The 21,355-nt window shown below is 61.6% G+C and carries 23 protein-coding genes and 1 pseudogene; 12 read left to right on the top strand and 12 right to left on the bottom strand.

Translation table 11 applies throughout. From position 1 onward, the window contains the following. Window positions 1-158: 158 nt before the first annotated feature. Entirely contained in the window at window positions 159-1,361 is a 1,203-nt protein-coding gene (locus ELH03_RS15005; RefSeq protein WP_128402795.1) for a pyridoxal phosphate-dependent aminotransferase, read from the bottom strand. Window positions 1,362-1,745: 384 nt separating this feature from the next. Here ELH03_RS15005 and ELH03_RS15010 point away from each other — a divergent pair, with 384 nt between their 5' ends. The 3 genes from ELH03_RS15010 to ELH03_RS15020 are packed head-to-tail and all read left to right on the top strand — an operon-like array spanning window position 1,746 to window position 6,099. Further along, window positions 1,746-4,133, top strand: coding sequence for a marine proteobacterial sortase target protein (locus ELH03_RS15010; RefSeq protein ID WP_128402796.1), 2,388 nt, complete (start codon window positions 1,746-1,748; stop codon window positions 4,131-4,133). Beyond that, entirely contained in the window at window positions 4,123-4,896 is a 774-nt protein-coding gene (locus ELH03_RS15015; protein WP_128402797.1) for a class GN sortase, read from the top strand. The genes ELH03_RS15010 and ELH03_RS15015 overlap by 11 nt, the downstream gene beginning before the upstream one ends. A gap of 60 nt (window positions 4,897-4,956) precedes the next feature. Beyond that, a complete protein-coding gene (locus ELH03_RS15020) occupies window positions 4,957-6,099 on the top strand; it encodes a PQQ-dependent sugar dehydrogenase (protein WP_130806697.1) in 1,143 nt (380 codons plus the stop codon). Between the two features lie 4 nt (window positions 6,100-6,103). Here ELH03_RS15020 and ELH03_RS15025 read toward each other — a convergent pair whose 3' ends face one another. Next, window positions 6,104-6,574, bottom strand: a complete 471-nt coding sequence (locus ELH03_RS15025; RefSeq protein ID WP_130659593.1) for a DUF3052 domain-containing protein — start codon at window positions 6,572-6,574, stop codon at window positions 6,104-6,106. Window positions 6,575-6,673: 99 nt separating this feature from the next. On the opposite strand from ELH03_RS15025, the gene ELH03_RS15030 reads away from it, so the two are divergent. From ELH03_RS15030 to ELH03_RS15040, 3 genes are all read left to right on the top strand, one after another. Then, complete coding sequence (locus ELH03_RS15030; protein WP_128410867.1) at window positions 6,674-7,564, top strand: DMT family transporter; 891 nt, start codon at window positions 6,674-6,676, stop codon at window positions 7,562-7,564. 487 nt (window positions 7,565-8,051) lie between these two features. Beyond that, the gene (locus ELH03_RS15035) at window positions 8,052-8,267 is read left to right on the top strand and encodes a cold-shock protein (RefSeq protein WP_003561293.1); all 216 of its coding nucleotides are present in this window, start codon (window positions 8,052-8,054) and stop codon (window positions 8,265-8,267) included. A gap of 141 nt (window positions 8,268-8,408) precedes the next feature. Next, window positions 8,409-8,864: a BA14K family protein gene (locus tag ELH03_RS15040; protein WP_026230703.1), complete on the top strand. Its 456-nt coding sequence runs from the start codon at window positions 8,409-8,411 to the stop codon at window positions 8,862-8,864. 60 nt (window positions 8,865-8,924) lie between these two features. Here the strand turns inward: ELH03_RS15040 and ELH03_RS15045 are convergent, their stop codons facing one another. After that, window positions 8,925-9,791: an oxidoreductase gene (locus ELH03_RS15045; RefSeq protein WP_128402800.1), complete on the bottom strand. Its 867-nt coding sequence runs from the start codon at window positions 9,789-9,791 to the stop codon at window positions 8,925-8,927. A 34-nt stretch (window positions 9,792-9,825) separates the two neighbouring features. On the opposite strand from ELH03_RS15045, the gene ELH03_RS15050 reads away from it, so the two are divergent. Further along, the gene (locus tag ELH03_RS15050; protein ID WP_128402801.1) at window positions 9,826-10,284 is read left to right on the top strand and encodes a winged helix-turn-helix transcriptional regulator; all 459 of its coding nucleotides are present in this window, start codon (window positions 9,826-9,828) and stop codon (window positions 10,282-10,284) included. 101 nt (window positions 10,285-10,385) lie between these two features. Here the strand turns inward: ELH03_RS15050 and ELH03_RS15055 are convergent, their stop codons facing one another. Genes ELH03_RS15055 through ELH03_RS15065 form a run of 3 tightly spaced genes read right to left on the bottom strand, consistent with a single transcriptional unit; the run spans window position 10,386 to window position 12,980 of the window. Continuing rightward, window positions 10,386-11,762: an ATP-binding protein gene (locus ELH03_RS15055; RefSeq protein ID WP_128402802.1), complete on the bottom strand. Its 1,377-nt coding sequence runs from the start codon at window positions 11,760-11,762 to the stop codon at window positions 10,386-10,388. A gap of 24 nt (window positions 11,763-11,786) precedes the next feature. Further along, on the bottom strand, window positions 11,787-12,488 hold the full coding sequence (locus tag ELH03_RS15060) for a response regulator (RefSeq protein ID WP_003581129.1): 702 nt from the start codon (window positions 12,486-12,488) through the stop codon (window positions 11,787-11,789). Further along, on the bottom strand, window positions 12,489-12,980 hold the full coding sequence (locus ELH03_RS15065; RefSeq protein WP_128402803.1) for a MarR family winged helix-turn-helix transcriptional regulator: 492 nt from the start codon (window positions 12,978-12,980) through the stop codon (window positions 12,489-12,491). A gap of 265 nt (window positions 12,981-13,245) precedes the next feature. Here ELH03_RS15065 and ELH03_RS15070 point away from each other — a divergent pair. Then, window positions 13,246-13,550: pseudogene (locus ELH03_RS15070) on the top strand (aminotransferase class IV); the annotation flags it as partial. 260 nt (window positions 13,551-13,810) lie between these two features. On the opposite strand, the gene ELH03_RS15075 reads toward ELH03_RS15070, so the two are convergent. Further along, window positions 13,811-14,080: a hypothetical protein gene (locus ELH03_RS15075; protein ID WP_003541697.1), complete on the bottom strand. Its 270-nt coding sequence runs from the start codon at window positions 14,078-14,080 to the stop codon at window positions 13,811-13,813. A gap of 183 nt (window positions 14,081-14,263) precedes the next feature. Next, window positions 14,264-14,881, bottom strand: a complete 618-nt coding sequence (locus tag ELH03_RS15080) for a DUF1236 domain-containing protein (protein WP_026188479.1) — start codon at window positions 14,879-14,881, stop codon at window positions 14,264-14,266. A 288-nt stretch (window positions 14,882-15,169) separates the two neighbouring features. Between ELH03_RS15080 and ELH03_RS15085 the strand changes: the two genes are divergently transcribed. Beyond that, the gene (locus ELH03_RS15085; RefSeq protein WP_128402804.1) at window positions 15,170-15,865 is read left to right on the top strand and encodes an MBL fold metallo-hydrolase; all 696 of its coding nucleotides are present in this window, start codon (window positions 15,170-15,172) and stop codon (window positions 15,863-15,865) included. Between the two features lie 81 nt (window positions 15,866-15,946). Here ELH03_RS15085 and ELH03_RS15090 read toward each other — a convergent pair whose 3' ends face one another. The 4 genes from ELH03_RS15090 to ELH03_RS15105 form a co-directional block, all read right to left on the bottom strand. Next, window positions 15,947-16,288 carry a tRNA-binding protein gene (locus ELH03_RS15090; RefSeq protein WP_027683594.1) on the bottom strand — a complete coding sequence of 114 codons (342 nt, stop codon included), beginning with the start codon at window positions 16,286-16,288 and terminating at the stop codon, window positions 15,947-15,949. A 10-nt stretch (window positions 16,289-16,298) separates the two neighbouring features. Continuing rightward, entirely contained in the window at window positions 16,299-17,126 is an 828-nt protein-coding gene (gene proC / locus ELH03_RS15095; protein ID WP_128402805.1) for a pyrroline-5-carboxylate reductase, read from the bottom strand. Window position 17,127: 1 nt separating this feature from the next. Further along, entirely contained in the window at window positions 17,128-17,628 is a 501-nt protein-coding gene (locus tag ELH03_RS15100) for a type III secretion system chaperone family protein (RefSeq protein ID WP_003541709.1), read from the bottom strand. 389 nt (window positions 17,629-18,017) lie between these two features. After that, a complete protein-coding gene (locus ELH03_RS15105; RefSeq protein WP_003541711.1) occupies window positions 18,018-18,278 on the bottom strand; it encodes an accessory factor UbiK family protein in 261 nt (86 codons plus the stop codon). 201 nt (window positions 18,279-18,479) lie between these two features. On the opposite strand from ELH03_RS15105, the gene lgt reads away from it, so the two are divergent. The 3 genes from lgt to pgeF all read left to right on the top strand — a co-directional run bounded on the left by lgt (window position 18,480) and on the right by pgeF (window position 21,354). Next, window positions 18,480-19,328, top strand: a complete 849-nt coding sequence (gene lgt / locus ELH03_RS15110; RefSeq protein WP_128402806.1) for a prolipoprotein diacylglyceryl transferase — start codon at window positions 18,480-18,482, stop codon at window positions 19,326-19,328. A 19-nt stretch (window positions 19,329-19,347) separates the two neighbouring features. Then, complete coding sequence (locus ELH03_RS15115) at window positions 19,348-20,448, top strand: class I SAM-dependent methyltransferase (RefSeq protein ID WP_128402807.1); 1,101 nt, start codon at window positions 19,348-19,350, stop codon at window positions 20,446-20,448. 111 nt (window positions 20,449-20,559) lie between these two features. Next, window positions 20,560-21,354, top strand: coding sequence for a peptidoglycan editing factor PgeF (gene pgeF / locus ELH03_RS15120; protein WP_128402808.1), 795 nt, complete (start codon window positions 20,560-20,562; stop codon window positions 21,352-21,354). Window position 21,355: the final 1 nt, after the last annotated feature.

Raw genomic sequence — 21,355 nt, forward strand, 5'->3', positions numbered from 1 at the left:
TGAATCGGATTTCAACGACTTGAGAGGCAAAGCGGAATCAACTCCGCAGCATGTTGAATCGGGATGTGAGCGATAATCGCAGCGCCAGCCCAACGTCACAGCAAACAAAAAGGCCTGCCGTCGCCGGCAGGCCTTCGATCGGTGTTTTTGAAGCCCGCTTACTTGCAGGCGCCGCAGAAGCGCTGGATGCGGCGGCAGGCTTCCTCGAGCTGCTCTTCCGAAGTCGCGTAGGAGATGCGGAAGTTCGGGCCGAGGCCGAAGGCCGAACCATGAACGACGGCAACGCCTTCGGATTCCAGCAGTTCGGAGACGAAATCCTCGTCCGTCGCGATGACCTTGCCGGAGGGCGCTGTCTTGCCAATCAGACCCTTGCACGAGGGATAGACATAGAAGGCGCCTTCCGGCACCGGGCAGACAATACCCTTGGCCTGATTCAGCATCGAAACGACGAGATCGCGACGGCCTTCGAAGATCTTCTTGTTCTCAGGGATGAAGTCCTGCGTGCCGTTCAGCGCTTCGACAGCCGCCCACTGGGCGATCGACGTCGCACCCGAGGTCTGCTGACCCTGGATCATGTCCATGGCCTTGATGAGCTGGATCGGGCCGGCCGCATAGCCGATACGCCAGCCGGTCATCGCATAGGCCTTGGAGACGCCGTTCATCGTCAGCGTGCGGTCGTAGAGCTGAGGCTCGACTTCCACAGGCGTGACGAACTTGAAGTCGCCATAGGTCAGGTGCTCGTACATGTCGTCCGTCAGCACCCAGACCTGCGGATTCTTCATCAGCACATCCGTCAGCGCCTTCAGCTCGTCATGCGTATAGGCCGCCCCCGTCGGGTTGGACGGCGAGTTGAAGATGAACCACTTGGTCTTCGGCGTGATCGCCTTTTCAAGATCGGCCGCCTGAAGCTTGAAGTTATGCTCCTGGGTGGCCGAAACGAAAACCGGCGTGCCGCCGCACAGTGCCACCATCTCAGGATAGGAAACCCAGTAAGGCGCCGGGATGACGACTTCGTCGCCGGGGTTCAGCGTCGCCATGAAGGCGTTGAAGAGGATCTGCTTGCCGCCGGTGCCGACGATCGTCTGCTCCCAGGAATAGTCGAGGCCGTTCTCGCGCTTGAACTTGGCGGCGATCGCCTTGCGCAATTCCGGGATACCGGAAACCGGCGTGTACTTCGTTTCGCCGCGATTGATCGCGTCGATGGCCGCCTTCTTGATATTATCGGGCGTATCGAAATCCGGCTCACCCGCGCCGAGCCCAATGACGTCACGTCCTTTTGCTTTCAGCTCGCGCGCTTTCTGGGAGACGGCGATGGTGGCTGAAGGCTTCACACGGGAAAGAGCATCGGCAAGGAAAGCCATGATAACGGTCCTAATGGTTGAAACGGGCAGAAAGCCGGGACCGGAGTTCTGCGGTTAGCTCTATGTCCAATGTATGACGGCATTTCAAGCGGAAAGGCGTCATGGTGGCATGATTCTTATTGATCGGTTCGCCGCGCCGCCCGCCCGGCATGCCGCCCCCTTGGAAGAGGCTTGCGTCACCTGGTCGAAACACCAGGCGCAGATCTTGAATCAATCTCTGAAGTCATCCGGATTTATCCCCTGAAATCAGAGGCATCGTCGTATTCGGCCATCGCCACGAATAAGCCGCAACAAATGCCGCGCCACGCCGCAATTCGGTCGTGAGCGCGCCGAGATCGAAGCCGCATCATCCGGCATCCGAAATTGGTTATTGAGGGTATGCCAATGTTTCTGGAAGATGAGTTTGCCATAGGGCGCATTCGTGCGCGCCGAATTTCCGTTTCAGTCCTTGTTGCCGTCACCGCCTTTGCCGCCTGCATCGCTGCGATGCTGGGGCTTGCCTCCACCGCTCGCGCCGCCGAAACGCCGCAGGCGTCCGTCCAGCTCGCAGCGCTTGTCCGACCGAACGACGTCCGCAGCGGCTCGCTGCTCTTTCCATCGAAGGAGCCGGGCTTCTATGTCGAAGCGCCGCGGCTGAAGAGTGATGTCGAAATCGATATCTCCGGACCGATCGCCAGGGTGAAAGTGACGCAACGCTTCCAGAATCCGAGCCAGGGTTGGGTCGAGGGCACCTACGTCTTTCCGCTACCGGACAATTCCGCCGTCGACGCGCTGAAAATGCAGATCGGCGAACGTTTCATCGAAGGCCAGATCAAGCCGCGCCAGGAAGCCCGCGAGATCTACGAGCAGGCCAAGGCCGAGGGCAAGAAGACGGCGTTGCTCGAACAGCAGCGGCCGAACATCTTCACCAACCAGGTCGCCAATATCGGTCCCGGCGAAACCATCGTCGTCCAGATCGAGTATCAGCAGATGATCCACCAGTCGGGCGGCGAGTTCTCGCTGCGCTTCCCGATGGTCGTCGCCCCGCGCTACAATCCGGCACCGATCGTCCAGACCGTCGAGTTCAACAACGGCGCCGGTTTTGCCACACCGCGCGACCCGGTGGAAAACCGCGACAAGATCGAAGCCCCCGTGCTTGATCCGCGTGAGAACGCCAGGATCAATCCGGTTTCGCTAACCGTCGACCTCAAGGCCGGTTTCCCGCTCGGCGACGTCAAATCCTCCTTCCACGCGGTCGATATCAGCCAGGACGGCGACCAGGCGAGAACGATCAGCCTGAAGGCGGACTCCGTTCCCGCCGACAAGGATTTCGAGCTCACCTGGAAGGCCGCCCCCGGCAAGATGCCGAGTGCCGGCCTCTTCCGCGAAGTGATGAACGGCAAGACCTATCTACTCGCCTTCGTCACCCCGCCCACGGCTCCGGATGCGGCAACGCCGCCGGCAAGACGCGAGGTGGTCTTCGTCATCGACAATTCCGGCTCCATGTCCGGCCCATCGATCGAGCAGGCAAGGCAGAGCCTGGCGCTTGCGATCTCCAAGCTGAACCCCGACGACCGCTTCAACGTCATCCGTTTCGACGATACGATGACCGATTATTTCAAGGGTCTCGTCACTGCCACCCCTGACAATCGCGAAAAGGCGATTGCCTATGTCAGAGGCCTGACTGCCGACGGCGGCACGGAAATGCTGCCTGCCTTGCAGGCTGCGCTGCGTAACCAGGGACCGGTCGCAACCGGAGCGCTGCGCCAGGTCGTGTTCCTGACGGATGGCGCGATCGGCAACGAACAGCAGCTTTTCCAGGAAATCACCGCAAACCGCGGCGATGCCCGCGTCTTCACCGTCGGCATCGGCTCGGCGCCGAATACCTATTTCATGACCAAGGCCGCCGAAGTCGGCCGCGGCACCTTCACGGCGATCGGCTCGACCGATCAGGTGGCGAGCCGCATGGGCGAGCTTTTCGCCAAGCTGCAGAACCCAGCCATGACCGATATCGCCGCAACCTTCGAAGGCATCGCAGCCGAGGATATCACGCCGAACCCTATGCCGGACCTCTACAGCGGCGAGCCCGTCGTTCTGACCGCGCAGCTGCCTGACGATAAGCCGGCCGGCAAGCTGCAGATCATCGGCAAGACAGGCGACCAGCCCTGGCGCGTCGAGATGGATATCGCCAATGCCGCCGACGGCAACGGCATTTCCAAGCTCTGGGCGCGGCGCAAGATCGACGATTTCGAGGCGCGCGCCTATGAACGTCAGGATCCGGCCGCGCTCGACAAGGATATCGAGACCGTGGCGCTCGCCCATCACCTCGTCTCCCGCGTCACCAGCCTGGTCGCCGTTGACGTCACCCCGTCTCGCCCGGTCGATCAGCCGCTCGGCTCGACCAAGCTACCGCTCAACCTGGCGGAAGGTTGGGACTTTGATAAGGTCTTCGGCGAAAACGCTGCCCCTCTTGGCGGCACGGAGCGCCATGGCTCGGCTACGCCGACAGGAAACGCCGGACCGGAACAGGCTGCGGCCGAAACACAGGATCTCGTCGTATCGCCTGAGATCGCAAACATGATGGCCGCAGCCCCCACTGCCAAGGCCGCCACCATGATCGCGCAAAAAAGCACGACCGTGAACCTGCCGCAGACAGCGACGCGCGCAGACGAGAAGATCATCCGCGGGCTGACCATGTTGCTCCTCGCGCTGACGGCGGCAAGCGGGCTGGCCGTCTGGCGGCGGCGGATCAAGCGCATGATAGCGGTCGGAGCCAAGCGAAATGGTCTCTAGGCTTTCTGCAAACCAGAATGAAGAAGCGGCCGAATTCGAGCCGCTTCCGACCTATCTGGAACTCGCCATGGCCGCCGCCACGGCCTATGACCGGCCGAAGATGCGCCAGAAGAAGGGTTTCTTCCTCTGGCGTCTTTCCTCGATCGAAAAAGCAATCGCCTTTGCCATCGCCGGCCTTGCCCTCTATGGCTTGGCGCTGATCGGCGACGGCTTCCTGTTGAAGGCGAAGGCGGAGCTTTCCCAGGTTCTGCTGAAACGCGCCTTCGCTGCCGAATTGCGGGGCGAAGAAACAAAACCCTGGCCCTGGGCGGATTTCACCACCGAGGCCAAGGTGCGTGCCCCGCGCCTCGGCAAGGAGGCGATCGTGCTCTCCGGCGCCTCCGGCGAAGCGCTCGCCTTCGGTCCGGCCTGGCTCGTCAACACGCCACAGCCGGGCGAGGAAGGCACCTCCGTGATTGCTGCCCATCGCGACACGCATTTCCGCTGGCTGCAATATATAAGGCCCGGCGATACCATTGAAGTCACGCGCCGCGACGGCAAACTGTTGACCTTCAAGGCCGGCGAGGGTCGCATCGCCCCGTGGGATGCAAGCGGCATCGATCCCTCCTCCGATGGCCGCCACCTGGTGCTGACCACCTGCTGGCCCTTCGATGCGACCGAACGCGGGCCGTTGCGCTACATCCTCGAGGCGGAACTGGTCGATGGCCAGGCAACGGGATCGGTTCAACCGCTAAACACAAAGCCGTCATTGCAGGTCGAATGAGGGTTGAAGCTCTCCCCTGCTCGCTCCACGTTCAGCCTGGAGAGACGACGGGGATGCAAGATGAAGAGAATGTCCGCCTTCCATTTCGCCGCAGCGCTGGTTCTGTTCGGCGCCGTATCCGCGGATGCGGCCGACACCATCAACACGCAGGATCTCGCGGTCCGTGTCGACAAGCTCGCCGACGGCCTCCAACATCCCTGGGCGGTCGAGGTCTTGCCCGACGGCGCCTATCTCGTCACCGAGCGGCCGGGCCGCATGCGCATCCTTCGCGACGGCAAGGTCTCCGACCCGATCGGCGGCGTGCCTAAGGTCAGCGCCCGTGGCCAGGGTGGCCTGATGGACGTGGCGCTCGCTCCGGACTTTGCGACGAGCCGCAAGCTCTATTTCACCGCGGCCATCGCCAGCAGCCAGGGCTCCGGCACCGAAGCCTTCAGCGCCACGCTTTCAACTGACGAAAAGACGCTCCACGCCGTGACGCCTGTTTTCACCATGCGGCGCTTTACGTCAGGCAATATCCAGTATGGCTCGCGCATCGCGATTGCCCGTGACGGCTCGCTGTTCATCAGCGTCGGCGACCGTGGCGACCGCGACCGTTCGCAAGACTGGCAGGACGATGCCGGCTCGATCATCCACATCAACGCCGACGGTACCATCCCTGCCGACAATCCGTTCAAAGATGGCGGCAAGGCGCTGCCGGAAATCTGGTCGAAAGGCCACCGCAACCCGCAGGGGATCACCTTCGACGCCAAGGATGGCAAGCTCTATACCGTCGAGCACGGCGCGCGCGGCGGCGACGAGATCAACCAGCCCGAGGCCGGCAAGAATTACGGCTGGCCGATCATCAGCTATGGCCGCGACTATTCGGGTGCCGAGATCGGCGAAGGCACGGCGAGGGAAGGGCTGGAACAGCCGCTGCATTACTGGGATCCTTCGATCGCGCCCGGCGCGCTTGTCGTCTATCGCGGCGCCATGTTTCCGGAATGGGACGGCAATTTCATCGTCGCAGCTCTGAAGTTCCAGTTGCTCTCACGCATGCAGCGCGACGACGGCGGCGCCTTCGTCACCGAAGAGCGCCTGTTCGAGGGCGAATACGGCCGCATCCGCGACGTTGTCGTCGCACCCGACGGCGCCCTGTTGATGGTGACGGACGAGGACAACGGCGCGCTGCTCAGGGTCTCAAGAGCGCAAGCCCGTAACGGCTGAGCGATCACAACGCGCCACGCAATTCCTTGCGGATGACGAATTTCAACCCGGACCAGATCTCGTCGACGGCGCAGACCTTGATGTCGACGAGGCCCATAGGAAGCAGAACCTCCCGCAGCACGTCCTCGGTGATATCAGTCGGCACCCTCGAACTCTTCTTAGGCCAGGAGATCCAGACCATGCCATTCGGCACCAGAACAGGCAGGAGTGCAGGCGCGGCCCGCTCTAGCACGGCCCGTTCGGTCGTAAAGAGATGCACATAGTCGAACACGCGTGCGGGCGTCTCCGGAAGTGCCCGAACGACCGAGGCAAAGCCGTCGAAACCGTTGATATCGCCGATCGTTTCAGGAACGCTGAGAAGAGCCGCCGCCTGCCCGCGCGCAAGGCCGAGCTTCCTGGCCAGCGGCGTGCCGGAATAGCCTGCCGCCCTGGGCGCGGCCACGTCGCCGTCCGGCTTCCGTTCTTCGCCTCGCATGCCTTCACCTCCGTCAACCGGCACGAAGTCTTCGCCCTTGCCGAAAGGAAACGCAACTGCTAACCGCTTGCGCACATCTCCCTTCCCCTCGAGGACGACATGACGCGCGTTCAAGCGAACCTCCTCCTATTGCTTGCAGCCGCCATCTGGGGCGGCGGCTTCGTCGCGCAGTCGACGGCGATGAAGGCGATCGGCCCTTTCTGGTTCATCGGCCTGCGTTTTGCCGTCGCCACGCTGGCCGTGCTGCCCTTCGTCCTTTTCGAAGCGCGCAAGGCAAAGGAGAAGACCAGCGCACGCCATGCGAAACTCTATATCCTGATCGGCCTTGCGCTTTTCGGCGGTGCAGCCACGCAGCAGGTCGGACTGCAGACGACGACGGTGACGAATTCCAGCTTCATCACCGGCCTCTATGTCGTCTTCGTGCCGCTGATCGCCGTGTTCTTCCTGCGCCGTGCCCCGCATTGGATCATCTGGCCGGGCGCGCTGATGGCTGTCACCGGCATCTATCTCCTGTCCGGCGGCCATCTCTCGGCGCTGACGCCAGGCGATCTGCTGACCGTCGTCTGCGCCGTCTTCTGGGCGATCCAGATCACCCTTGCCGGCACGACCGTTTCGGAGACCGGAAGGCCGCTCGCGCTCTCCGCAGTGCAATTCGCCGTCACCGCAGTCTGTGCGCTGGCCGTTGCCGCAGCCGTCGAACCGGTCAGCCTTTCGGCGATACGGGCCGCGGCGCCGGAGATCCTTTATGTCGGCATCTTCTCCTCGGGCGTTGCTTTCGTGCTGCAGGTGATCGGCCAGCGCTACACGACGCCCTCCCAGGCCGCGATCTTCCTTTCTTCCGAAGCACTCTTTGGCGCCTCACTCGCCGCCCTGCTGCTCGGCGAGACGATGCCGGTAACAGGCTATGCAGGTTGCGCGCTAATGTTTATCGCTATGCTTGTAGTCGAACTCGTGCCGGGACTGACCCGCCGGCGCTTGCCGGCCGCGTGAACACGCGTCCAAATATGGGTGAGTCACGCATCGGAAAAAAAAATCATTTGCCGTGAGAGACGCGTTCACGTTGCATTTTTGGGAAAATCTGCTCGGAACTTATATTGCAGACGATATAAAACGTTAATCATTCCCTATCAGCGAAGGAAATTTTGCGTTTTTGCGCAAATTGGATATCGGCAGGGGTGTGCCCGCAACGACACGCTAAAAAACTTTTGCTTGCCAAAATCCTTTAAACGCAGCACTCTCAGCGCGTTCGGGCATTTTGCGAGCATGGGAAGTCCTTAAGTATTTGCGCGCCGGGAACGCTAATATCCCGGTCAGCCGGTTCCGAAAATGGCGGGCGAAAGTCCTGCCTGGAACAGGCCGAGGTAGAGGGGACCTTTTTCTCAAATTTCAAGAATTGCCTGCCAACACCTCCCCGCAAGGAGGCAATGCTATGATGCTGCCCGTGTGGATGGCGGGCAGAGAGAAAAGGACCTGAGGCATGGCAGAGACTGGCACTGTAAAATTCTTCAATACCGACAAAGGCTTCGGCTTCATCAAGCCGGACCGGGGCGGCGCCGATATCTTCGTTCACATTTCTGCCGTTCAGGCCTCTGGCCTGGCCGGTCTGACGGAAAACCAGAAGGTAAGCTTCGACACGGAGCCGGATCGCCGCGGCAAGGGCCCGAAGGCCGTCAATCTGCAGATTGCGGGCTGAACCCTTAACAAGGCTGGCGAGTTCGAGTTGAAGCCCGGCAGCAATGCCGGGTTTTGTCGTTCAGCCTTCGTTCAGCTATAAATCTGTACTACTCTCATCATCGAGAAAGGGGCCGGCGTTCGGTTCCCGGGGTTAGGATTTATGCTTATGAACAGGCTCGCCAAGACCATTCTGCTGACGGCAACCGCTGCCGCACTCACGCTTTCCGCCATCGGTGAAGCGTCGGCCCGCGACCGCCACTGGCGCCACGGCAATCACGGCAACAACGATGCGTGGGTCGGCGGCGCCGTCGGCCTTGCCACCGGCCTGATCGTCGGTTCGGCCATCGCCAACGCCAATAATGGTCCGGTTTACGAAGAGCGCCGCTACATCGACCCGGCCTACGAGCCGGATTATTACGAGCCCGCTCCGGTCTATCGCGCGCCCCGCCGTGTCTATGTCGACCAGCCGCAATATTACGCGCCAGTCCGCACGGCGGTGGAGCCCTGGTCGCCGCAATGGGAGCGTTACTGCTCTTACCGCTACCGCTCCTTCGATCCGCGCAGCGGCACCTATGTCGGCAATGACGGCCGCAGCCACTTCTGCACCGCCGGCTGAATTGTCGAATATCCCTGATGCAAAGCGCCGCTTTTCAGCGGCGCTTTTGTTTTGCCTGCGTCAGCCGGTCTTCTTTTCCCAGGGCATGAACTCGGCCTCAGCATCAAAATCGGTCGAGACACTCACGGTGCGCCACATCCGATCGGCTTCGATGCGCGCCGCATCCGCCTTTTCGACATTGCGTACCGCATCGGTGCCGAGCAGCAGCCGGAACGGCGGCTCGTCGAGACCCGCGATGTGGATGACGACTGCAGCCGCTCTGGCAGGATCGCCGGGCTGGCGACCATCGTACTCACGCTGGAAACGCACCGTAGCGCCGACCGTCTCCGCATAGTCCTGCCGCCCTTCGGCAAGCACCGTCGAGGAGCCGGCGAAATCGGTCCTGAAGCCGCCGGGCTCGATCACCGTCACCCTGATGCCGAACGGCGCGACCTCTTTCGACAGCACTTCGGAGAAGCCCTCGACACCGAATTTCGCCGCCGAATAGGCGCCGCGCCCGGCAGGTCCGATCCGGCCGCCGACCGATGAGAACTGAATGATGTGCCCCGCCTCCTGCCCGCGCATCAGGGCGATGACCGCCTTGGTCATGATGATCGTGCCGAAGAGGTTGGTCTCGATCTGGGCGCGGAAATCGGCAAGACTGGTATCCTCGATCGAGCCGACATTGCCGTAGCCGGCATTATTGACGAGCACGTCGATGCGCCCGAACCTCTTCACACCAGCTTCGACTGCTGCCGCTGCCGCCACCTCGTCGGTCACGTCGAGCGCCAGCGTCAGAACCTGATCGCCATACCGCTCGGAAAGATCGGCAAGCTGGCCGGGGTCGCGCGCAGTCGCCACCAAATTGTCGCCGGAGGCCAAAACCGCCTCCGCCAGCGCCCGGCCGAGACCGCGCGAACTCCCTGTTATCAACCAGACTCTGAACATCGGAAACCCTCCTGCTTTGGTTCCCGGCTCATGTATGGTCTATTGTATCCGATCGAAAGAAGGTACCCAGACGATCCATACGCACCTTGAGGTAACTGACTTGACCAGTGACATGTTCGATTTCTGCAGCACCATGACGGACGAACAGGATGGGCGGGCCCGTGAACTGATCGAGCGGGCGGCGGCGAAATGGCCGCTGCGCATCCTGCATGTGCTCTCCGATGCCGGCGCGCCCTTGCGCTTCTCGCGCCTTATGGAGAGGGTCGAAGGCATCAGCCAGAAAGTGCTGACGCAGACGCTGCGCACCCTCGAAAGAGATGGCCTCATAATCCGCACGCTCTATCCCGAAGTGCCGCCGCGCGTCGAATATGAGTTGACGCCGCTCGGACGCGACCTCCTCATGCAAGTCGCCGCGCTCTGGCGCTGGATCGTCGAACACCTGGACGATTTCGATGCACGCAAAGCCGTGAAGCTGACGGCCGCCGGCGTCTAAAGCGCGTCGCAATCTTTCAGATTCGTTCCTCGCGCTTTAGGTCTTTATTTTTACGCATGTCGTTATAGCAAAACCGCTGCACATTTTTGCGCGACTTGCCTTCAAGCCGGAATGCGGATCGTTGCCCTCAGTCCGCCGAGCGGACTGTCGCTGAGCGTGACATTGCCGCCGTGGCTGCGGGCGATGTCGCGGGCGATCGCAAGGCCGAGGCCGGTGCCCGACGCATCAAGATTGCGCGCCGTATCCAGCCGGAAGAATGGTTTGAACACATCCTCACGGTTCTTTTCCGGAATGCCTGGCCCGTCATCGTCGAAGACGACGGTCAGCCATTTGGCATTGTGCTTGGCTTCGATGTCGAGCCTATTGGCATAACGCCGAGCATTCGAGGCTAGGTTGGTGACGAGCCGCATGAAAGCGTTCGGCCTGACGGATATGTCGTCATCGCCTTCGATGGAAAAGCTGAATTTTTTGCCGTGTAGGGCGAAATCGGATTCCAGCTTCGCGAAGATCTCACTGAGTCTCAGCTCGCCAACATCCTCTTCGACCTCGCCGCGCGCAAAGGCCATATAGGCCTCCAGCATGGTCTGCATGTCGTTGACGTCGTCGTTCAGCCCATGCAGGTCGGGATTGTCGCCAGCGAGCGCCAGTTGCAGCTTGAAGCGGGTGAGGATGGTGCGCAGGTCATGGCTGACACCGGAGAGCATCGCGGTGCGCTGTTCGATCTGGCGTTCGATTCGCTCCCGCATCAGAATGAAGGCAAGACCGGCGCGCCTGACCTCGTCGGCGCCGCGCGGATAGAAATTATCGGGCTTCTGCCCCTTGCCGAAGCTTTCGGCCGCTCGCGCCAAGGTCAGGATCGGCCGGATCTGCCCGCGCAGGAAGAGGATCGAGATGCCGATCAGCACCAGCGAGGTGCCGACCATCCAGACGATGAAGATATGGGTGTTCGACGCATAAGTCTGGCTGCGCTTGGTCAGCACCCGCAGGATCTTGTTGTCGAGTTTGATGCGGATCTCGACGAGGTTTGAATTGCCGACCGTGTCGATCCAGAAAGGCCGGTGGATCTCGTCGGTAATCTCGTCGCTGAGGATGCCATCGAGAATCGAGAAGAAAGGCTTGACGCGCGGCGGCGGCAGATCGCCGTCCGGCTCGATCGAGATCTGCAGGCTGAGCTGGTCGCGAGCAATGCGGATGATCTCGCTATAGTCCGAGTTCTGCGGATAGGTCTCGATGATTTCGATGATGGCGGCGATGTCACGGGTGACGGCAAGCGACAGCCTCTCCGTCACCATTTGCCAGTGGCGCTCCATGAAGACGGCGGCGACGACGGATTGCAAGAGCACCATCGGAATGATGATGATCAGCAGCGAGCGCGCGTAAAGTCCGGTCGGCAGCCGGCGGCGCAACCAGCGGACGATCCAACGCCAGCCCGGCGCAGAAGTGCGGTCTTCCCGCCGCAAGCTGTCGATCGTCACCATCAGCGCCGGTCCCGAACCTTGAGTTTAGTCGATGCTCAGCCTGTATCCGATGCCGCGCACTGTCTGCAGCCAGACGGGATTGGCGGGATCGTCCTCGATCTTACGCCGCAGCCGGTTGATCTGCACGTCGATCGTCCGCTCGCCGACTTCGGTATCGTTGCCGATCAGTTCATGGCGAGGGATCGTGTCGCCGGCGCGCCGCGCAAAGAGCAGCATGATCTCTTGCTCACGGTCGGTGAGCCGGATCACCTCGCTGGCTTTCTTCAGCTCCTTGCGGGTCAGCGAGAAGGTGTAGGGGCCGAACATCACTTGTTCGATCTTCGGTCCCTCGCCACCGGCGTTGCGGCGCAGGATGTTGTTGATGCGCAGCACCAGTTCGCGCGGGTCGAAGGGCTTGGAAAGATAGTCGTCGGCGCCCGCCTCCAGGCCTTCGATGCGGTTGCCCGATTCGGCCAGCGCCGTCAGCATGATGATCGGGACATTCTTGATGGCGCGAAGCCCGCGGGTGACGTCGATGCCGGATTCGCCCGGCATCATCACATCCATGATGATCAGGTCGAAATCGAGACCCGCAAGCTTGCGCTGCGCCTCGGCGCCGTCGGCGGCGACGGTGACGCGGAAGCCGTTCTCGGCGAGATAACGATTGAGCAGCGCGCGGATGCGGGAGTCGTCATCGACCACAAGCAAATGCGCCGCATCGTCGGAAATACCTGTCTTGACCGCCATTCAATCCGCCTTCTGTCTGTCCCGCATGCCGCTGAGGAAAGCTTTTACGCCCTCCCGCACCTCCGCAGAAGCCCCTTCGAATGCCCGCTCAATGCGGCGCGATTGCGGCTCGGCAAGGGCAAGCGCCAGCTCTCGTCCCGATTGCGTCGGATAAAGCTTGCGCTGCCGCCGATCCTCGGGACCTGCCACCTGGCGAATATAGCCTGAATCGATCAGCTGTTTCAGCACCCTTGCGAGGCTCTGCTTGGTGATCTTCAAGGTATCGAGAAGATCGGCCACCGTCATGCCGGGATTGCGGTTGACGAAATGCACGACGCGATGGTGCGCCCGGCCGAAGCCGCTCTTTTCGAGGATGGCGTCAGGATCGGAAACGAAGTCGCGATAGGCGAAGAAGAACAGCTCGATGATCTCGAAGTCGATGATGCCTGTATCTTCCATCGGAGTGGCCAGCGGCTCTGGCCTGCCTGCTTTCGGGCCGGTCTGTCGTGACACTCGGCATTCCTTTCTCTTTCCGCGCGCTGCGTGAAACTTTCGCGAAGATATGTCAGCTTTACTGCCATAAATTTCCATCGCTGTTAGCTTCCGCGAACTCTGCGGGACGCCCGCACGGTCTCTCATTTCCCTGGCACTTCCCTGGAAACTAAGGCCCGTCCGGCACTCCGACGCAATACGCGATTTCCCCCTGCGTCTGTGGATAAGACGTAATGGGGACAACAATCAACAGGCATGGCGCTTAAAGCGCCGGAGGAGTTTAGGGATGGCTTCAGTTCCTTTCGACCAGCTGGACGGTGAAATATCGTTCAACGGCGAGCTCGTCGCCTGGAAAGACGCCAAGATCCACGTGCTGACCCACGGCCTGCACTATGCCAGCGCCGTCTTCGAAGGCGAGGCGCCTATGGCGGCCGGGTGTTTAAGCTCACCGAACATAACCAGCGTCTGCACAGATCCGCTGAGATCCTCGGCTTCAAAGTTGCCCTACTCCGTCGAGCTCCTGAAGCGCCAGGGGGTCCATGATGCCTATGTTCGATGATGGGCGTTTCGGCGCAGGCCAACCGCATCAACGTCGGCTACGGAAGTGACCCCGGTTTCCGATATCGGCCGGTACCGCTTCACGCCGTCAATGATCTCTGAAATGCTGATGAACGACTACATGAAGGAAGTCTATCCGGCGGCGATCGCCGCCGAATAAGACCCTCTCACAATCGGTCCGGCTACTGCATAATTCCTTAAAGGATAAAATTATGCAGCAATTTAAGTGCTACAGCGTCCATTGCGCGTCTCAAAAGACGCGCGGCGCTATAGATAACCGCCTGCCGGGCCTTTTACCTATGCGCCCGTGCCATGACCAGTCCGGCGAGCGTCGAGAGAATGCCGCCGCCGATCAGGCCGCCGATGCCGTCGGCGATCAAGCCGGTCATGGCCGCTTCCCCACCGACCATGCTGAGCAGCATACCGCCGGCAACGCCGCCGATCGCACCTGCGATCGTACGGGCGACGACGTTGATCGCCTGCTGCTTCAAAGCGGCGCTCGCGGCGTTGCCGCCGATTGCACCGGCAATCAATTGCGTGATGAGCGGAAGTAGCGCTTCCATGATTTCCTCCTCTGGCGATCTCCCCGATCGCCGATCCATGCCGAACCTTCGGCATATTAGTATTTTATCATATCTTGGAGGAAAGCGTTAAGAAAAATCAACCGATGCGGGATTAAGGCAGGGAAAAGCGCCCCGGAACGAGGCGGTCCGACGTCCGCCTCGCCTCAGTTTCTGTCGATCACGTCATTGATAGACGTAGACGATCCGGCGCGTACCGGGATCGACCAGCACCGGCCGATCGTTGATCCTCGTATAGCGGTACTCGTAGTCGGGAATCGTCTGGAAAGTGACGTCTGCAGGCACTTCCGCGCCGACGACGACATCGCCGCCAAGCTGCACCGTCTCACCCGGATTGGTGTCGATATAGGTGCGCACCGTCTCCGGCGGGGTGATAGTCTCGACCGACCCGACGGGGCCGAGCAACTCATCGCCCGGCGCCGGCTGCGGCTCGGCCGGAACGACACTCGCGGTCGACTCGTATGTCACGCTGGGAACGCCGATCTCGGTGCGGTGCTGCTCGACGATAACAGAGCTGCCGCCGTGATCGACCTGCAGATAATCGGCATAGACCCAACCACGCATGCCGTTGACGTCGACACGGCACCAGCGGCTGCCTTCGATGCAACCGTCGAGGACTGCTGTGGAGCCGCGGGTGGCAAGACCGACCGAGGGATATTGCGGGCCGGGGCCAGCGCGAACGTTGAGATCGTTGACCGTCGTCGCCATCATCTCCGCCTGTGCAAGACCGGCGCTAGCCATCAGCACCGCGCCTGCCAGCAGAATGTTTCTCTTCAAGGTCATGTGAGCGTCTCCTTGGTTTCGATGGGCTGACAACGCGCGGGGTTCCACGATGTTCCCCTGCGCTCCGCCGAGCGAAACCCTACTTGCGGGAGATTTCATGCAAATGATTATAATAATTGAGAAAAACTCGATTTTCTCGCCCTGCGACGATGGCGAAGAGAGGCATAAACTCGTGTTGCAGTCCGTCTTTTTACCGTGAGGCACGCCGCCAATGGCGGAAGATTCCGGCTGTCCTTGCCACGATTTCGGACTATACCCGAAACAGCAGAGACACCAAGCGAGGCACTTATGGGCATGCTCCAGGCCGGCATCATTCCGGTGACACCCTTCCAGCAAAACTGCACGATCTTCTTCGATCCCGATACCAAGGAAGGCGTCGTCGTCGATCCCGGCGGCGACGTGCCGCTCATCCTGCAGGCGATTGCCCAGAACGGCCTGACCATCAAGGAAATCTGGCTGACACACGGCCATCTCGACCATGCCGGCGGCGCCAGTGAATTGAAGGAAGCTCTCGGCATCGACGTGGTTGGCCCGCATCAGGACGACCTGCCGCTGCTGCAGCGGATCGAGACCCAGGCCGCGAAATACGGCATATCAGGATTGCGTAACGTCGTGCCCGACCGCTGGCTGAAAGACGGCGACAAGATTTCTTTCGGCGCCCATGAATTCGAGGTCTATCACACGCCCGGCCATGCCCCCGGCCACATCATCTATTTCAACCGTGCGCAGAATTTCGCCCATCTCGGCGATGTCCTCTTCAACGGCTCGATCGGCCGCACCGACCTGCCGGGCGGCGATCATCAGCAGCTTCTCGATTCAATCCGCGACAAGGTATTGCCGCTTGGCGACGACGTAGGCTTCATCTGCGGCCACGGCCCCGGCGGCCGCATCGGCGACGAGCGGCGCAGCAATCCATTTCTGCGGGAGATCAGGCCTCGTGGAGGATCCGATGCCGGCACATCAGGCGAAGCCCCGAACAACTAATGCATGTCGCCCAAAAGTGCGCAGCGGTTCGCGTCGCATGAATCCGATTCGACGCGACGCGCTTTAAGTGTGAGCTCGCGCTCACATCATCTTTCGGCCGTTTGGCACCGGCTGTTCGACCGCAGCTAGCACGATCGCGCCGTTCTCGTCCTCGAATCCCAGCGTCAACACTTCCGAGCGGAATGGCCCGATCTGGCGCGGCGGGAAATTGACGACGCCGAGCACTTGCCGGCCCAGCAGGCTTTCCGGCGTATAGTGCACGGTGATCTGCGCTGAGGATTTTCTGGTACCGATGTCAGGGCCGAAATCGATCACCAGCTTGATCGCCGGCTTGCGCGCCTCCGGAAAGGGACTGGCCTCGATGATCGTGCCGACGCGAATGTCGACACGCTCGAAATCGGCGTAGGTGATCTCTTCGGCCATATGGTCTCCGTCAGCCGGCCAGTTCCTCGGCCCGCTTGCGCGCTGCCGCGAGTGCTGCGTCGAACAAGGGCTGCATACCGTCTTCGGCCATCAGTACGGCGAGCGCTGCCGCCGTCGTGCCACCGGGAGAGGTTACATTCTCCCGCAGCCGCGAAGCGTCGTCGGGGGACTGGTGCATGAGTTCACCAGCCCCCGCGACTGTTTCCCGCGCAAGACGCATGGCGAGGTCCGCCTGCAGACCGAGTTTACGGCCTGCCTCCGCCATACATTCGACGAGATAGAATACATAAGCCGGACCGCTGCCCGAAAGCGCGGTCACGGCATCGATATCGGCTTCCGCCGGCACCCATTCGACCGGGCCTGAGACGCGCAGAAGGGAATGCACGCGTTCGCGCTGAGGGTCGCTGACCCCTGAATTGGCAAAGGCACCGGTGACGCCACGCCCGACCATGGCCGGCGTATTCGGCATGGCCCGCACCATGGCGGCCTTGCCGAGATGTTTCTCGAGGAAACCGAGCGTCTTGCCGGCTGCGACCGAGACGACGACCGTGTCCGACCCGACGGCGCTCTTCACCGCCGGCAGCACCGTCTCCATCACCTGTGGCTTGACCGCGAGGAACAGCACGCTTGCCTTCAAATCCGCCGGAAGCGCGGTCAGATGGGTGGCACCAGCCTCTTTGATCGTCGCCAGCATCGCCGGCGACGGACCGGGATCGACGACAATGACAGCCGAGCCCGGAACGCCACTCTTCAGCCAGCCGGAGAGCATCGCCCCGCCCATATTTCCGGCGCCGATCAGAACGACGGGGTGTGTCGAGGAGAAAGCCTTCGCCGGCATCTTAAGCCTCGCCGACCGTCTCGAACAGCACGGCTTCCATCGCCTTCGTCGCTTCCATGCCGGACCAGACGACGAACTGGAATGCCTGGAAATAGGCCTCGCAGGTGTCGAGCGCGCTGGAAAGCAGCACCTCAACCTGGCGATTGGTAGGCTCCGCACCGCCGGCAAGCAGCAGCGATTGGCGGAAAATGACGACATCTTCCTGGCGCCAGAGGTCGAAATGCCCCATCAGCACCTGCCCGTTGATCGCCGAGAGCAGCTTGACCACCTCATTGACCCTGATGTCGGGAACTTTGATATCAAAGGCGCAGCCAAGGTGCAGCGCCTCGAATTCCTCCATCCAGGAGAAGGAGACGTGGTAGTCCGTCCAGCGCCCCTCGACCGTCATCGCGATCTCGTCCTCGCCGGAGCGTTCGAACGACCAGTCGTTGTTGGAGGCAACGTACTCGATCATGTCGACCGGGTTCGACTGACGCTCGACTTCCAATTCCATCAGGTTCATGCAGCACCTTCTTGACCGGAACGAATGCGACCTAACTTGGTGTACGAACACAAGAAAGACACACGCAAATACCGGAAACCACCACTCGGATGATCGTTGAACCGCTGCCAGACTTAACGCAGATAACCTGCCCGGAGCTTACCAAGTCGCTTCGAATCATCATTTAAAATCAGTGTATAGCGCCCCTTGCCCCCTGCCAGCCCCCTGAACGGAAAATAGGACCGGCCACTGTGGAAAGGCTCTTCGAAATTCAATTCAGAAGGGAGAATAAGCGACTCTGCGAATTGGCTTTTTTGCCAGTGTCCACAGGTGGAAAACTCACCTGGTTTTTTTACGGAAGATGCGGCGTGTGGCATGAAGGCAACGCCGCATCTGTGTCGTACCGGGACTTAAGCGCCCTCGCCGGCAAGCTTCGCCTCGAGTGCTGCGATGCGGGCGGCGAGCGCCTCGTTCTCGTCGCGTGCCTTGATCGCCATCTCGCGCACGGCCTCGAACTCCTCGCGCTTGACGATGTCCATGCTGTTCAGCCAACGCTCGGCCTGAGCGTTGAAGGCGGTTTCGATCTCCTTGCGGACGCCCTGGGCGGCACCGGCCGCATCGGTCATCAGCTTGGCGAATTCGTCCATGATGCGGTTCGTTCCGGTCGTCATGGCGTTTTTCTCCCTTCGCATGAGGTGAATTCAGCCCTTCGGGGCCTCAAGAGTTGAGGTAGGGCTTCACCATCGACGATGCAAGCGCTTTGCACGGGATAAGCTTGCCGGAACTGGCCGGGAACGCGCCATCACGAACAATGGACTTGACCGTCCGGGATCGCAGCGGCATGTTCCGCGCAACTCAACAGGTGGAAAACCTTGCCGATAGCAGCCGATCTCCTTGCCATCATGCCTTTCCCGGATATCGATCCGATCGCCTTTTCGATCGGTCCGCTGGCGATTCACTGGTACGGTCTCGCTTACGTCGCCGGCATCCTGCTCGGCTGGGCCTATGCGCGCCGCCTCGCCGCCAATGAAAGTCTCTGGCCCGGCAACGTCTCGCCGATATCAAGGACGCAGCTCGACGATTTCATCGTCTGGGCAGCGCTTGGCGTCGTCCTCGGCGGCCGTCTCGGCTATATTTTCTTCTATGATCTCCCCGCCGTCCTGCGCAGTCCCCTCCGTGCGCTCGAGATCTGGAACGGCGGCATGTCCTTCCATGGCGGCCTGACCGGCACGACGATCGCCATGATCCTCTTTGCCCGCCGCAACGCCATCCCGATCTGGAGCCTGTTCGATATCGTCGCCACCGTCGTTCCCTTCGGTCTGTTTTTCGGCCGCATCGCCAATTTCATCAATGGCGAGCTGTGGGGCCGGTTGACCGACGTGCCGTGGGCCGTGGTCTTCCCGACCGGCGGTCCCTTCGCCCGCCATCCGAGCCAGCTTTACGAAGCCGGCCTCGAAGGCATCGTTCTGCTCCTGGTGCTGGCCGCCCTGGTCTACGGCATGCGCGCGCTGAAAAGCCCCGGCTTCATTACAGGCGTCTTCGTTTGCGGTTATGCGCTGTCGCGCATCTTCGTCGAATTCTTCCGCGAGCCTGATGCCCAGCTCGGTTACCTCCTCGGCACGAACTGGCTGACCATGGGCATGGTGCTCTCCTCCCCGATGATCCTACTCGGCCTCTGGGCGATGCTGCGGGCCCGCCGCCAGGCTGCGCTGCAGCTCTGAAAACGGCAGGACGCGCGACATGACCACCGCTCTAGGCGAAAAGATCAAGGCGATCATCCAGGCCAACGGCCCGATCAGCGTCACCGATTATTTCTCGCTCTGCCTCGCAGACCCCGAACACGGCTACTACCGCACCCGCGAGCCCTTCGGGCGTTCCGGTGATTTCGTCACCGCGCCCGAGGTCAGCCAGATCTTCGGCGAGATGATCGGCGTCTTCATCGTCCATGCATGGCAGCGCCACGGCACACCGACGGATGTCCGCCTCGTCGAGATCGGCCCCGGCCGCGGCACCATGATGGCCGACATGCTGCGCGTCATCTCCCGCATCGCTCCACCGCTTTTCGACGCCATGACCGTGCATCTCGTCGAAACCAGCGAGCGCCTGCGAGACGTCCAGAGCCAGACGCTCGAACCCCACGGCGAGAAGATCACTTGGCACGATGGCTTCGATGAAGTGCCGGCCGGCTTCACGCTGATTGCCGCCAACGAACTCTTCGACGCCATCCCGATCCGCCAGTTCGTTCGCATGCCGACGGGTTTCCGCGAGCGCATGGTCGGCATCGACGCCGATGGCGAGCTCACCTTTGCCGCCGGCGTCGCCGGCATCGACCCCAGCTTGCTGCCCGAACCGGTGCAGAACGTGCCGGTCGGCACGCTCTTCGAGATCTCGCCTGCCCGCCAGGCGGTGATGATGGCGATCTGCGAGCGGCTGCGCACTTTCGGCGGCACGGCGCTTACGATCGACTACGGCCATCTCGTCACCGGCTTCGGTGATACGCTGCAGGCCGTGCGCATGCATGAATTCGACCCGCCGCTCGCCCATCCAGGTGAAGCCGATCTGACGAGCCATGTCGACTTCCAGCAGCTCGCCGAAACGGCGCTTGCGGCCGGCCTCCATCTGAACGGCGCCTTGCATCAAGGTGATTTTCTGACCGGCCTCGGCATCCTCGAGCGCGCAACCGCCCTCGGCCGCGATCGCGAGCCGCAAACCCAGCAGGTCATCCAGACGGCGGTCGAAAGGCTCGCCGGCGCCGGTGAAGGCCGGATGGGCGAACTCTTCAAGGTGATGGCGGTGTCCTATCCCGCCATCGATCTCATGCCCTTTCGTCCGGTGGATTGACAGGGCGCACGCGGCTGGTTCAACATCCGCCCGAAACAAGAACTTGAAGCGCGCCGCATATGCGATGCGCTTGGGATAATGACAAACCCCTCGAAAACCCCGGAATCACAGATGCAGGACGCGGCCTCTCCCGCACCGATCGAAAGCGCGCTGCTGAACCAGGCGGCGGGCAGCGCGATCCGGCACGGTTATTTCACTCGGGCCGGCGGCGTTTCCGAAGGGCTGTATCGCGGCCTCAATGTCGGCCTCGGCTCCAGCGACGAACGCGACAAGGTTCTGGAAAATCGCCGTCGCGTCGCCGCCTGGTTCGGCCTGCCGGTCGAGCGGCTGGCAACCGTGCATCAGGTCCATTCCCCCGATGTCGTGACGATCGGCGCCGATTATGACGGCATCCGCCCCGACGCCGATGCAATGGTGACGGCGGCCCCTGGTATTGTGCTTGGCGTGCTTGCCGCCGATTGCGGACCGATCCTGTTTGCTGACCCGGACAATCGCGTCATCGGCGCCGCCCATGCCGGCTGGAAGGGCGCGTTGACGGGCGTGCTCGAAAATACCGTCGCCGCCATGGAGGCGCTGGGTGCGGACCGCGGCAGCATCGTCGCCTGCCTCGGCCCCTCGATCAGCCAGGCAAGTTATGAGGTCGGTCCCGAATTCGTCGAGCGTTTCGTCGCCGAAAACCCGGACGACGAGCGCTTTTTCGTGCCTTCCGCAACGCCCGGCCACGCCATGTTCGACCTACCGGCGCTGACCGTCGACCGGCTGACGAAAGCCGGCGTGCGTGCCGAAAGCCTCGGCCTCTGCACTTATCCGGACAACGAGCGCTTCTTTTCCTACCGTAGGACGACACATCGCAAGGAGCCGGATTACGGCCGCCAGATTTCCGCGATATCAATCAGGGAGACTTGAG

Origin of the sequence: Rhizobium beringeri, from assembly GCF_004306515.1 — a bacterium.
Taxonomy (GTDB): domain Bacteria; phylum Pseudomonadota; class Alphaproteobacteria; order Rhizobiales; family Rhizobiaceae; genus Rhizobium; species Rhizobium beringeri.

Coding starts and splice junctions, on each gene's coding strand:
- ELH03_RS15005 (WP_128402795.1), bottom strand. CDS start 1,361: ATGGCTTTCCTTGCCGATGCTCTTTCCCGTGTGAAGCCTTCAGCCACC.
- ELH03_RS15010 (WP_128402796.1), top strand. CDS start 1,746: ATGTTTCTGGAAGATGAGTTTGCCATAGGGCGCATTCGTGCGCGCCGA.
- ELH03_RS15015 (WP_128402797.1), top strand. CDS start 4,123: ATGGTCTCTAGGCTTTCTGCAAACCAGAATGAAGAAGCGGCCGAATTC.
- ELH03_RS15020 (WP_130806697.1), top strand. CDS start 4,957: ATGAAGAGAATGTCCGCCTTCCATTTCGCCGCAGCGCTGGTTCTGTTC.
- ELH03_RS15025 (WP_130659593.1), bottom strand. CDS start 6,574: ATGCGAGGCGAAGAACGGAAGCCGGACGGCGACGTGGCCGCGCCCAGG.
- ELH03_RS15030 (WP_128410867.1), top strand. CDS start 6,674: ATGACGCGCGTTCAAGCGAACCTCCTCCTATTGCTTGCAGCCGCCATC.
- ELH03_RS15035 (WP_003561293.1), top strand. CDS start 8,052: ATGGCAGAGACTGGCACTGTAAAATTCTTCAATACCGACAAAGGCTTC.
- ELH03_RS15040 (WP_026230703.1), top strand. CDS start 8,409: ATGCTTATGAACAGGCTCGCCAAGACCATTCTGCTGACGGCAACCGCT.
- ELH03_RS15045 (WP_128402800.1), bottom strand. CDS start 9,791: ATGTTCAGAGTCTGGTTGATAACAGGGAGTTCGCGCGGTCTCGGCCGG.
- ELH03_RS15050 (WP_128402801.1), top strand. CDS start 9,826: ATGGTCTATTGTATCCGATCGAAAGAAGGTACCCAGACGATCCATACG.
- ELH03_RS15055 (WP_128402802.1), bottom strand. CDS start 11,762: ATGGTGACGATCGACAGCTTGCGGCGGGAAGACCGCACTTCTGCGCCG.
- ELH03_RS15060 (WP_003581129.1), bottom strand. CDS start 12,488: ATGGCGGTCAAGACAGGTATTTCCGACGATGCGGCGCATTTGCTTGTG.
- ELH03_RS15075 (WP_003541697.1), bottom strand. CDS start 14,080: ATGGAAGCGCTACTTCCGCTCATCACGCAATTGATTGCCGGTGCAATC.
- ELH03_RS15080 (WP_026188479.1), bottom strand. CDS start 14,881: ATGACCTTGAAGAGAAACATTCTGCTGGCAGGCGCGGTGCTGATGGCT.
- ELH03_RS15085 (WP_128402804.1), top strand. CDS start 15,170: ATGGGCATGCTCCAGGCCGGCATCATTCCGGTGACACCCTTCCAGCAA.
- ELH03_RS15090 (WP_027683594.1), bottom strand. CDS start 16,288: ATGGCCGAAGAGATCACCTACGCCGATTTCGAGCGTGTCGACATTCGC.
- proC (WP_128402805.1), bottom strand. CDS start 17,126: ATGCCGGCGAAGGCTTTCTCCTCGACACACCCCGTCGTTCTGATCGGC.
- ELH03_RS15100 (WP_003541709.1), bottom strand. CDS start 17,628: ATGAACCTGATGGAATTGGAAGTCGAGCGTCAGTCGAACCCGGTCGAC.
- ELH03_RS15105 (WP_003541711.1), bottom strand. CDS start 18,278: ATGACGACCGGAACGAACCGCATCATGGACGAATTCGCCAAGCTGATG.
- ELH03_RS15115 (WP_128402807.1), top strand. CDS start 19,348: ATGACCACCGCTCTAGGCGAAAAGATCAAGGCGATCATCCAGGCCAAC.
- pgeF (WP_128402808.1), top strand. CDS start 20,560: ATGCAGGACGCGGCCTCTCCCGCACCGATCGAAAGCGCGCTGCTGAAC.